The 11839-nt window shown below is 45.4% G+C and carries 10 protein-coding genes and 2 pseudogenes; 9 read left to right on the top strand and 3 right to left on the bottom strand.

The features are described from left to right. Positions 1 to 28: 28 nt before the first annotated feature. Positions 29 to 1123, top strand: a complete 1095-nt coding sequence (locus QTO06_RS16995; RefSeq protein WP_050925949.1) for an NADH:flavin oxidoreductase — start codon at positions 29 to 31, stop codon at positions 1121 to 1123. Positions 1124 to 1356: 233 nt separating this feature from the next. On the opposite strand, the gene QTO06_RS16990 is transcribed toward QTO06_RS16995, so the two are convergent. Then, positions 1357 to 2313 carry a LysR family transcriptional regulator gene (locus QTO06_RS16990; RefSeq protein ID WP_331409040.1) on the bottom strand — a complete coding sequence of 319 codons (957 nt, stop codon included), beginning with the start codon at positions 2311 to 2313 and terminating at the stop codon, positions 1357 to 1359. Between the two features lie 137 nt (positions 2314 to 2450). Here QTO06_RS16990 and QTO06_RS16985 point away from each other — a divergent pair, with 137 nt between their 5' ends. The 3 genes from QTO06_RS16985 to QTO06_RS16975 all read left to right on the top strand — a co-directional run bounded on the left by QTO06_RS16985 (position 2451) and on the right by QTO06_RS16975 (position 5537). Then, positions 2451 to 3464 (top strand): DUF1254 domain-containing protein, encoded by a 1014-nt coding sequence (locus QTO06_RS16985; RefSeq protein ID WP_331409039.1) that lies wholly within the window; start codon positions 2451 to 2453, stop codon positions 3462 to 3464. 33 nt (positions 3465 to 3497) lie between these two features. Further along, a complete protein-coding gene (locus tag QTO06_RS16980; RefSeq protein ID WP_331409038.1) occupies positions 3498 to 4550 on the top strand; it encodes a DUF1254 domain-containing protein in 1053 nt (350 codons plus the stop codon). Positions 4551 to 4667: 117 nt separating this feature from the next. Further along, a complete protein-coding gene (locus QTO06_RS16975; protein WP_331409037.1) occupies positions 4668 to 5537 on the top strand; it encodes a LysR family transcriptional regulator in 870 nt (289 codons plus the stop codon). Between the two features lie 28 nt (positions 5538 to 5565). On the opposite strand, the pseudogene QTO06_RS16970 reads toward QTO06_RS16975, so the two are convergent. Together QTO06_RS16970 and QTO06_RS16965 are read right to left on the bottom strand one after the other, a co-directional pair. Then, positions 5566 to 5790 (bottom strand): annotated as a pseudogene (locus QTO06_RS16970) (glycine betaine ABC transporter substrate-binding protein); the annotation flags it as partial. A 14-nt stretch (positions 5791 to 5804) separates the two neighbouring features. Further along, on the bottom strand, positions 5805 to 8036 hold the full coding sequence (locus tag QTO06_RS16965; RefSeq protein ID WP_331409036.1) for a hypothetical protein: 2232 nt from the start codon (positions 8034 to 8036) through the stop codon (positions 5805 to 5807). A gap of 530 nt (positions 8037 to 8566) precedes the next feature. Here QTO06_RS16965 and artP point away from each other — a divergent pair. The 5 genes and pseudogenes from artP to QTO06_RS16940 form a co-directional block, all read left to right on the top strand. After that, positions 8567 to 9295, top strand: a complete 729-nt coding sequence (gene artP, locus QTO06_RS16960) for an arginine ABC transporter ATP-binding protein ArtP (protein ID WP_005450159.1) — start codon at positions 8567 to 8569, stop codon at positions 9293 to 9295. An 88-nt stretch (positions 9296 to 9383) separates the two neighbouring features. Next, positions 9384 to 10115 carry an arginine ABC transporter substrate-binding protein gene (locus QTO06_RS16955; protein WP_005443853.1) on the top strand — a complete coding sequence of 244 codons (732 nt, stop codon included), beginning with the start codon at positions 9384 to 9386 and terminating at the stop codon, positions 10113 to 10115. Position 10116: 1 nt separating this feature from the next. After that, on the top strand, positions 10117 to 10806 hold the full coding sequence (gene artQ, locus QTO06_RS16950; RefSeq protein WP_331409035.1) for an arginine ABC transporter permease ArtQ: 690 nt from the start codon (positions 10117 to 10119) through the stop codon (positions 10804 to 10806). Next, the gene (gene artM, locus QTO06_RS16945; RefSeq protein WP_005388569.1) at positions 10803 to 11471 is read left to right on the top strand and encodes an arginine ABC transporter permease ArtM; all 669 of its coding nucleotides are present in this window, start codon (positions 10803 to 10805) and stop codon (positions 11469 to 11471) included. The genes artQ and artM overlap by 4 nt, the downstream gene beginning before the upstream one ends. 138 nt (positions 11472 to 11609) lie before the next feature. After that, positions 11610 to 11696: pseudogene (locus tag QTO06_RS16940) on the top strand (protocatechuate 3,4-dioxygenase); the annotation flags it as partial. Positions 11697 to 11839: the final 143 nt, after the last annotated feature.

Below are 11839 nucleotides of genomic sequence, written 5' to 3'. Positions count from 1 at the left end.
AAAAAGACAGATTTTAAGAGGACTGGACTTGAGCATTTTGTTTTCAGAAGCCCGCATTGGCAACATGACACTAAAGAACCGCTTTGTACGAAGTGCAACGTGGGAAAATATGGCGACAGAAGACGGTCACATGACCGAGAAGTTGTACGACATTTATGAAGAACTTGCCAAAGGTGAAGTGGGTCTGATCGTTACTGGCTACGCAAACATCGTAGAAGAAGAGAAGCCGAACGCAGGCATGATGGGGATCTACAACGACTCTTTCATCGGTGAATACAAAAAGCTGACTGACCTTGTCCATGAGCATGACTCTAAGATCGTTATGCAGATCGCTTACGGTGGCACAAAAACAACATTCAACGTTGGTGAGCGTGTGATTTTTGCTCCAAGTGAAGTGCCAGAACGCGGCACCAAAACGGAAGGCAAAGCGATGACTCAAGATGAGATCGACTACATCGTTAAAGCATTTGCGCTAGCGAGTAAGCGTGCACAAGATTCTGGCTTTGATGGTGTAGAAATCCACGCGGCGCACACGTATCTAATCAACCAGTTCTTGAGCCCATATTACAATCGTCGCGAAGACCAATACGGCGGTAGCCTTGAGAACCGCATGCGTTTCCTTATGGAGATCTATGCCGAAACACGCAAGCTAGTTGGTGATGACTTCCCAATTCTGGTGAAGCTGACAGCAACAGAATTCTTCGATGGCGGTTTGACGTTCGATGAAACGCGCATTGTTTGCAAGAAGCTAGAAGAAGTGGGCGTGGATGCGATCATTGTATCGGGTAACATTCACGGCAACGCAAGCACCATGGTAGGTGAATCATTCGACGGTTACACGCTACAAGAAGAAGGCTACTTCCACGAGTACGGACAAGTGATCAGTCAAGATGTGAACGTTCCTGTGATTACCGTAGGTGGCTTAAACGACTTCTGTGCGATAGAAGACTTGGCTGAAAACACCAAGATTCAATTCTTCGCGCTTTCTCGTCCGTTATTAGCAGAGCCACAATTGATCAAGCGCTGGAAAGACGGCAACCGTGCTGAAGTGGACTGCGAACGCTGCTCTAAGTGTCGTACCAAGCGTGGCAACTTCTGTGTGGTTTACAAGCGCAGGAAGTAACGTGTTCTGACTCATGAAATTTTAAAAAGCCCCTGATACTTAACGTGTCAGGGGCTTTTTGTGTCTTTCATTATCAACTACTCTAGTTACATACTATTTTGTATGACGGAGGGGAGTAATCCCCCCTTTGTGACGGAAATAGTAGGCTTGTGGTGAAGAGGGATAAACAGCGCTGTCTTTGAGTCACTGTCAAAAATGATTTGATAATGGCGCACAGGGAAAGCGCTGATTGCTCAGGAATTGACTTGGTGTTTATTCGATTGTGCCGCGTTTAGCGCATTCACTAACGAAGCTTGAATCAATTTCCCCAACTGGCTCGCAGCAAATTGATTTGAGTAAAAAAGACCAATCTTCATGGATGGAAGATAGCTGTTCATATCGAATTTGGTGTTGATCGTCGTGTGATCTGTCGATGCTTTTTGGGCAAACAAATGATTAACGGGCATTAAGGCATCGGAATGCTTGAGCGTTGTCAGGCAAAGGTTGGCGTTATCGCTGCGCAGAATAATGTTCGAGCTAAGTTTGAACTTACGAAGCGTGTGCTCAATTTTACTGTTCTTGGCCGTAAAGTTAGGAATGATAGAGACCACGAGAGGATACTGGGAGATTTCCTCCAGAGTGACAGACTTATCGCATAGAGGGTGAGACTTTCGGGCGATCAAACGAAAGTCGGCAGGCAAAACAGACTGGTGAACTAAGTCCTTAGAAACATCTATCGGATAATAATTGATGCCAACCTGAATTTTGGTGTTGAGTAATTGTTGTTCTGTGGATTCCGACCAATTGACCAATCGAACCGTGGCATTGGGAAAGTCCTGTTTAAGTTGTAAATACACGTCATCGGCAAGGGCATAGTACATTGCTGAGCTTATCGCGATGCTGATTTCACCCGAATACGCTTGTGTTGATACTTGGTTGGAATCAGCATAAATGCTTTCTAGTTCAAGCAGCAATGGGGTGACTCGCGAGACTAATTCATCGCATTTCTCTGTTGGTATAAACCCTTCTCTCGTACGAACAAACAGTGGGTCATTAAGCTGCTCACGAAGCTTCTTCAATCCTTTACTCACGGCCGACTGGGTGACGAACAAACGCTCTGCGGTTCTTGCTGTACTTTGCTCTTCATGGAGCGTAACCAACAACAGCAATAAGTTTAAGTCTTTATGAATAAACAATTTTTCGTTGAGCATCTCGATTCTCTTTTGGAATTGGCGAGGTGAAAATAAGTCCCTTATGGAATGTTATTGCTTAGGTTAAGGTTGGTCAACAGATAAACATTGGAACCTTAATACTCCTACCTAAAGCACTTAACATGAGTACGCTCTCCATGAAAAAGAAACTATTAACGCTTTCACTCTCCACGCTTGCCTTAACGGGAGCAAGCCATGTATTGGCTGAAACACTTGTCCCTGTTACTGAGAAAAACTACGAGTTTGCGGAATCTGATCTCGCGTTCAAAAACATCACTAAACTGGTTGGTTCTAACAAGTGGTTTCACTTTCCAGGTCTGACGCCTTTGGATAACCAAACGGTTGTGCGTATGAATCGCGACACCATTTACTCGGGTTATGTTGCTGATTTGTCGAAGGGAGGGAGTATTACCATTCCAGACACAGGTGAGCGTTACATCTCGGTGATGGTGGTGCAAAACGATCACTACATAGACCAAGTTTTCTCTACGCCAGGAACGCATAACATTGAGAGCCAAACTGACTTTGCGATGATTGTTGCTCGTGTGCAGATAGACCCAAATGACCCTGCTGATTTACTTCGAGTAAAAGCCATACAGAATAAACTCAAAGTGACGACAGGTTCGCGTCAAGCGCACATCATGCCGAACTACGATATGACCCAACTTGTCTCTGTCCGTGATGCGTTGACAAAAGAAGGCGCTAAACTAGGCAATCAAAAGAATATGCAAGGTGCTCATGGTGAGGTGGATCCTCGTATGCATATGTACGGCACCGCCATTGGTTGGGGAATGTTGCCTGATGCCGAAGCGCAATACTTTTCTTACTACAGTTCTGGTGAGGTTGCTAATCCAGACAACTGCTCTCAAGCCACTTACCAAGCACCAAAAGTAAAAGGGAATGGCTTCTACTCTCTGACCTTATACAACCACCAAGGTTATATCGCCTTCGATAAAGCGGTTCTGAACAAAAACAACATCGAGTACAAACAAGATGGCTCATTCACGGTGAACTACGGTCACTGTCCTAAAGGCGCTAAGAATGCCATGCCTGTGGCGAAAGGGTGGGATGTCATGATGCGAATCTACAAACCGGATCTTACTCAAACGGAATCCTACCAGTTGCCAGAACCGAAAGTGGTTTCTCAATAACCCATCACACCCTCAGATTTAGGAGTCACCATTATGAACAAAACGATACTTGCGTTATCGACCCTTACTTTGATGTTTACGACAGGGTTACAAGCGAAAGAAGCAACGTTGGACAATGTTGTCACTGATTTTGCCGATCAACCAACGAAAGAAACAGATTGGTATATGACGCGTTTGCAAAAAGAAGTGCCAGTTAATACCTATAAGCACAATCGCATCCCATCGAGCAAAGGTCACCAGTTCGTGATTCGCGAAAACGAAGATACGATGTACAGCCATGCAATACTGGACGTCACCAAATCGGCAACCATTACCATGCCAGACTACGATGAATATGCGATTGTTCAGGTGATCGACGAGAACCACTTTACGATTGCAGAAGTCTATCCGGGTCAGACACTGCGTTTGACACCAGATATGCTGAGCTCTGGTACTCATGTATTCCTAAATACGCAAGTAGCGGCTGCGGATAACCACGATCCTAAGGCTTTGAAGAAAGCACATGATTACCAAAATGCCATTAAGTTGTCTGCTGAAACTCGCCACCCTTACGTCTCAAAAGGGTTTGGTGAAAAAGAAGTATTAGCTGCGCGAGCGACGGTGCAAAAGTTACGTCCCTTTATCCCTAAACCATTCGATATTTTTGGCAACAAAGGTCAAGTTGATCCTACGTCGTTTGTGATTGCCTCTTCGGCAGGATGGGCGGGTTTACCCTCTGATGCTGCGGTGTACTTGCCACAAATTCCGGGAAACAAAGGGGAAACGCAATGCAGTTCTCTGACCATTAACCCGCCACCACTTCAGTACGATCGTCACGCATTTTTCAGCATGACGGTATACGACAAAGATGGCTGGATTGCAGATGATGATTTTGCGATTTCGAACAAGCGTATGACGCCAAATGAGGACGGTACTTACACATTCCGCTTTAACTGTGAAGGACAAGCAAACAACTTAACCGTCAGAGAAGGGTGGAGTGGGTTATTAAGAATGTACTTGCCGACATCTAAGCAAGCGATTCAAAACTATGTGGTGAACGACTACTTGAAACATTCTCGCTTGGTGAAAGGGGCGGGTGAGCAGTAGTTCGGTCTTTTCCTACCAATAACCGTTAACCAATTAGCAATAACCAACGAATAATGAGTCACTGTTTTTGGCAGTGGCTCGCTTTCGTTTAATTCAATACACACGAAGCAAATGCTCATGCCTAAGCCCATTGATTTGAACCTAATCAACACCTTTCTCGTCGTCACGGAGAGTCAATCTTACACTAAAGCGGCTGAGCAACTTGGTGTCACACAACCTGCCGTCAGTGCGTCGATTCGGCGATTGGAGCAGGCCTCCAATAAAAAGCTATTTGTAAAAAGCGGGAGAAGTATTGAGCTGACGCATACGGCACGAGAGCTACTGCCACAACTGAGACAAGCGCTGAGTATCATTGATAATGCGATGACGAAACCGCAGTCATTCAAAGCCTATTGCTGCGACTTGCCTTTATTGGGGCTAAGCCCTATCGACAATGTGATCTTTCATGAATCCACGCAAGATGCTGGTGAGCTGTGTGATTTCCTATACCACCGAAAAGCCGACATCATTATTGGCAGCATTGGCAATAAACCCACTTCAATCATTGTGGAAGATCTTCATCAAGAACCGTTTGTAATTATTGGTCGAGCGAACCATCCAAGGCTTGGTAAGAGGCTTGATATCGATGCGTTTCATAACGAAAAGCATTGTGTTCTCTCATCCACTTGGAGCGTGGAAACGGAGCATGAAGCGGCATTAAACGTGACGATTAAAGCGAATCAAATCGAAGTGGTGACATCATCTTATCTTGGCGTACTGACTAACGTAGCTCAGCGAGATTGTTTGGGTGTTGTGCCTCTGTCGGTGGCGAAAAGGTGGGGAGGCGCACTCAAAATTCGTTATTTTCAAAGTCCGTTTCCAAGTGGCCAATTTACGTTTCAGATCGCTTATCACAAACGACACGCGGACTGTGCAGAGCATCGGGCAATGCGGGGAGTGCTAAAAGAAAGGCTAAGTCTCCCCCTGTCACCACAGCATTATTCTTGAGCCGTTAACAGGGAGAGTGAGTAAAGCGTTAAATCGCTTTTCCTACCTTCGCAGCCACGTCTGCCGATACCCATGTTTTCCATAGCTTAGGATAGGTTTCGAAGAAGTAGTACATCGCTTCTTCTGCGTCTGCTTGGTTATCTTCCATCCACGCAAGTAGTTGGCTCATCTGTTGATTGGTGAGCCCGCGTTTTTGCAAGTACGCGTAAGCTTGTGGCTCTTTATTGGCAAAGGCTTCGGTTGTAACGGTATGTTTGGCACGCCTAATCAGTACAGCAAAAACAGACCTTCGTAACCACCGATTTCGATTTGCGACACGTAATCACCAATGTTGCCGTCCTTGTCTACGGGTCTCATCGGCTCGTCTAACGTGATGGTGATTTTAGGCGCCATGAAATAATCCGCGCTCTTGCCGAAAAAGTCGGTGCGGTACAACACTCTGCCTTTGCTAAACTCGCGTGCTAATACCATCTCTGCAGGGCCTTGGGCCACCACATTGCTCTCAGAGCGATACGCAAAGTAGGTGAACGTGGGAGAAACGTAAGTAATGCCATCGGGTAGATCCGCATGTACCACTTCGTTCATCGATGAATCACCAATAACCGTGTAATCCGCTGGATAAGGCGTGCTGGTGGACATCATAAGTGGGATGGCTTCTGCGTCCTCGGGGAGCTGATTGGCAGGCTCTCCCAAATCAACGGCAAGTAAGCCACTTGGTTGATAAGCGATGTTTTTTGGTACGCCAGCTTTCCAGAAGTTGTCGGCGGTAGTGTTGTTACTGCCATATAAGTAGCTATTGTTCCATTGATTAAAAAAGCTACGCTCTGGATGGTGGTTTAAATAGAATGCCGCCAGTGCAGAGTATTGGTCCTTTTTCCAATTGTCTTCTGTGTTACCAAAGTACTGAACGCGTCCATAACGTGTCGTCGCTTGGTAAATTACCTTTTGGCTCGCTTTGGCGAGTGCAGAATTGTCCCAAAACTTCGCTAAGCCAGCATAGCCACTAAAGCCAGTAGAAGGGAAAAGGTAGTGTTCGCGTAAGTAAAGGGAGCCAGCTTCAACTAAGTGGTTCTGTCCATTACGGCCGAATAAGTTTGCCGTGCCGATGTTGAGGCTAATTAACGCATCCGCATCCAGCGTCGCCAGTTTGTTTAAGAACGCCGAGAATTGCGCTTTGTAAGCATCGTCAGCAGCTTGGCTACCCGCCACCAAACCAAGTTCATCCACCGTACCACCGGAATAAACGTAGAACTGATTTGGTCCGAGCAACTTATTCGTATCGTCGTTGTACGCACCGTTTAAACCTTGCTTCGCCCATTCAGCTTGGTAATAGTGGTGCATTGCGTTGGCAAAGTCGGGGTTGCCGAGATTGGTTAATGCCCAAGAAGAGGTTTGATTCCACATCCGACCAAATGGAATAACGCGTGACTCCCAACGAAATCGTGCCGTTGCATTCTTATTCGAACGGTTTTTGTATTCATTCCAAGAAAGATAATTGTCTTGGTTGAGATCCGCGGATTTGTCGAAGCCGCGAATTTTGCGCCAGCGTTGAATGGTTTGACCTTCAGGTGTTGCCGTTGGTGCGTCGGTCAACTTAACGGTTTGGAAGCTATTTTTGAGCTTTACTTCTTTTAGACGAGGGCGATTCTCGATGTTTTCGTCATGCCAAGTAATTTTTGCAACGTAAAGACGGCCGCCATCGCGCAAAAAAGTGGAGCCAAAGTACTGACCACCACCATAGGTTTGTCCGCTGCCATCGTGTGTTGTAGCGCGAACCCAATCCGAAGGAACTGACCAGTTTACCGTTTGGTTTTTGGTCATATTCAGCGTTTTATCTTTCTTAATATCAAACGGCTTCCACTCCGATACCTGACCAAATGAGTCTATGGCAGAAGGGTATTCAATCGTGAAGCTGCCGCCTTGAGCAAACTGGGAGAACGTAAATGCTAAGCGGTCGAACTTCTCTGAGTGATAAACATAGAGCGCACCACCATTATTCGCCTGACCAAATACGTCAGCATCCCATGGTGGCTGTTGATATAGCCAAAAACCGGCGTGGTCAGCGCTGGCGGTATAACCAACGATCATCGGCTTTCGATTGAGTACGGTGTTTTCACCGTGGCTAGAGTCTACCTCTGCGATGATGGTGTCTTCGGCAAAATGAAGAAAAAAGTCCTCATAATCGATGTTATTTATTTCTGCTTGGTTACGTATATCGTTTTCCAGCCAACCTGAGTTAAGTTCCAGCTTTTGGTTGTACATATAACCAATCGCATTCACGCGTTCGTTATCGCTTTTATTTTCATATGCGCCAAAAACGACATCGGCATTATCTAGTTCCCACTCAAGCGCTGCCGCTGCAGAAACCGGTGCATCTTGTAGATCAACACCTTGTTCATGCAGCCCCGGTAAAACGATTGCTGTGGTTGACCATGTCACAGGTGTAAACAACAGGCTCAAAGAACCCAGCGCAAGCAGCGCAGAACGATATGGCTTCATTATTGAGTTGTCCCAATCAAAAACTTCGATTACTCAAATTGCGAGTCAAATTAGAAGAAAGTATTGGCGATCGGTCAGACCAATTCAAGAAAGCACAACCGTTGCTTTGTTGTGATGCATTTTTTGTATGGTGAAAATGTTAAGAAACTTAGCTTCTTACAAAGTGAGTACTGTTTGTTTCAATGTTGAACCTTGCATAATCGAGGAAATGCTACGCGAGATTTTTCTCAAAATGAGAGGGGAAAATGCTTATACAACCAGTTACTGTCTTTCGGAATTATGCTCTCAATTAATGGTACTGCAGAGCATTGGTTTAAGTGTCCAATGGAATTCTAAGCTATCGAAATTATGGGCTTTTTTGATCAACAAATACGGTTAAAACCTTACTCATTGCACCAGTCAGATACTCTGCTTGGTTGGTTGTTTCTTATACAAAAAATTAACAATCTAAATTTTTATACATTTTTATTGCATAAAATCTCTTTCTTGCTAGTATAAGCTCCAGATGACAATTAATGCAGTATGGCAGCATGAGTATTCAAGTTAAAAGTATCAATAAATCTTACGGCGATACCCAAGTTTTACACGATGTCAGTTTTAATTGTGAAAGCGGTGAAACGCTGGTGTTACTCGGTCCAAGTGGTGCAGGGAAGAGCTCTCTACTACGTGTTCTTAACCTTCTTGAAGGCGCGGATAACGGGCAATTAAACATCGCTGATGACGCATTCGACTTTTCAACTGAAATCAAAGAGAAACAAGGTTTAGCGCTTCGTCGTAAAGTGGGCATGGTTTTCCAACAGTACAATCTATGGCCACACATGACAGTGATGGAGAACCTGATTGAGGCTCCGGTCAAAGTCTCTGGCATGGATAAAGAAGAAGCGAAGAAGCAGGCAATGCAAATTCTCGCAACGCTGCATTTGGCAGACAAAGCGGATGCATGGCCGATGCAACTTTCTGGTGGTCAGCAACAACGTGTGGCGATAGCCCGTGCGCTGATGATGAAACCAGAAGTCTTACTTTTTGATGAGCCTACCGCTGCGCTTGACCCTGAAATTACGAATCAAGTGGTCAAGATCATTAATGATTTAAGCGAAACGGGAATTACACAAGTTGTTGTGACCCATGAGGTGGATTTCGCCAAGAAAATCGCTAGCCATGTTCTATACCTAGAAAAAGGGCACATCGTAGAGCACGGCACGCACGACGCATTTGTTAATCCGCAAACCACTCAGTTTGCCGATTACCTAAATCACTAAATTACGTTTTTAAAGTTCAGTCTATTTAACAGATAAGCTCGGCTGTCATTGCGAGTGTCAGCCCACTAAGTACACACGGAGTATTGCAATGAAAAAGATTCTACTAGCTTCACTAATCGGCCTTGTCTCAGCGAACGCAGCAGCACAAGAAGAGATCAAATTTGCGATGGAAGCGACTTACGCACCGTTCGAATACATGGATGAAAACAACCAAATCCAAGGTTTTGATGTGGATCTGGCGAACGCACTATGTAAAGAAATGGAAGCAAAATGTACCTTCCACAACCAATCTTTTGACAGCCTGATCCCTGCATTAAAATTCAAGCGTTACGACGCGGCTATCTCTGCAATGGATATTACTGATGCACGTTTGGAACAAGTAAACTTTTCTGACCCTTACTACGACAACTCAGCAGCGTTTGTTTCTATCAAAGAAAAAGTGGCTGATCAAAAAGCACTAGAAGGTAAGCGTGTTGGTGTTCAAAACGGTTCAACACACCAAAGCTACCTGATTGAGCAAATGCCGGGCGTAACCGCGGTTCCTTACTCAAGCTACCAAGACGCGTTCATCGATATGAAAAATGGTCGTATTGATTCTGTATTCGGTGACACAGCAGTCGTAGCAGAATGGTTCAAGAAAGAAGACAACCTAGCTTACGTGGGTGAGCACGTAACCAACCCTAAATACTTCGGTAATGGTTTCGGCATTGCAGTAAACAAAGGTAACGACGAGCTAGTGAATAAGCTAAACACTGCGTTGAAAACAGTGAAAGCGAACGGCGAATACGACGTAATCTACAACAAGTACTTCGGTAAGTAATATGGCACTAACGGGTTACTCTCTATCGCTTGTTCAAGCTAGTTGGATGACTGTCCAGCTAGCCCTCACAAGCCTTTTAGTCGGTTTGATTCTGGCTGTGGTATTCGCCAGTGGTGAAATGTCTCGCCGCCTTTTCGTTAAATGGCCAATGACGGCGTTTGTGACGATTGTACGTGGCTTGCCAGAAATCCTTGTCGTGTTGTTCATCTATTTTGGTTCGACTCAGGTTCTGTTTTTAATCACCGGCGACTTTATTGAAGTTAGCCCGTTCTTGTCTGGCGTGGTGGCGTTGTCATTGATCTTCGCTTCTTACGCTTCTCAAACTCTACGTGGCGCATTAAAAGCGGTTGGAAGAGGGCAGAGAGAGGCAGCAAGTGCACTCGGCATCAGTCAAGCACACGCTTTTGTTCGCATTGTTTTGCCACAAGCAGTAAGACACGCACTACCAGGTTTAACTAACCAATGGTTGGTTTTGCTGAAAGATACTGCACTTGTATCACTGATCGGAGTGACGGATTTGTTGAAACAAGCGCAGCTAACATCTGCAGCGACCCATGAAGCGTTTACATGGTATGCAACCGCTGCGGCGATTTACCTAGGCATTACTTTGATTACACAACGTGCCGTCAAACTGATTGATAAGAAGTTCTCAATTCAAGGCATGAGCATGGGACAGGAGGCAACCGCATGAACGAACAACACGTTTGGCAAATGCTGGATGGCTTAGGCACTAGCCTTCAATTGACCGCCGCTTCTTTGGTTGTGGGCTGTCTCTTAGCTCTGATGATGACGCTGACTCTGATCCTACGTACTCCGGGTTTGCATTGGGTAAGCCGTGGCATCATTACCTTGTTCACTGGTACGCCTTTGTTGGTACAGATCTTCTTGGTGTACTACGGTCCGGGTCAGTTTGACGCAGTAAGAGAAAGCGTATTCTGGACGTGGTTAAGCCAACCTTGGTTCTGTGCGATGTTAGCGCTAGCACTCAATACCGCTGCATACAGCACTCAGTTGTTCAAAGGGGCGTTTAACGCGATTCCTTCCGGTCAATGGCAAGCATGTCGTGCATTAGGCATGAACAAAACTGCCACACTGAAAGTGCTGTTGCCATACGCTATTCGTCGTGCTGTTCCGGCATACTCGAACGAAGTGATTTTGGTCTTCAAAGGCACGTCACTAGCAAGCACGATTACGATCATGGATCTGATGGGTTACGCGCAGCGCATTAACGCACAAACTTACGATACATTGACGGTATTTGGTATTGCAGGCGCATTTTATTTAACGGTAAATGGTGTGCTGACTCTCATTTTCCGTCAGGTAGAGAAGAAAGCATTGGCGTTCGAAGCCGCATAAACCTTCAATCAGCATTTTCAATTTAGTTCCACAATGCCTCTGCAAATGACTCTCTAGCAGGGGCATTTTTTATATTCGTCATGGCAAATCGCTCAAGTTCCACCAAACTTAATTCAACGCAATTGCATTGGTGGCATCATGGAAAGAAGACACTTTTTAGCGCTGTGGACGTTGTTGTTCGCACCCTCTTTAAAAGCGAAAACACCAATGCGGCCAACGCCTGACGGCGGAAGACCAAAAATAAAAATCCGGAAGACCAAAAATAAAAACAATATGTGCGTTTTTAAGTGAGATTTGGCGGGATTTAGTGGGATTTGGTGAGACAGAAAGGCGTCATCTGAAACCCTTCTGTTAATTCACATTATGCC

The organism is Vibrio sp. M260121 (assembly GCF_036533715.1).
Taxonomy (GTDB): Bacteria; Pseudomonadota; Gammaproteobacteria; order Enterobacterales; family Vibrionaceae; genus Vibrio.
This window is presented reverse-complemented; position numbering and strand designations above follow the sequence as displayed.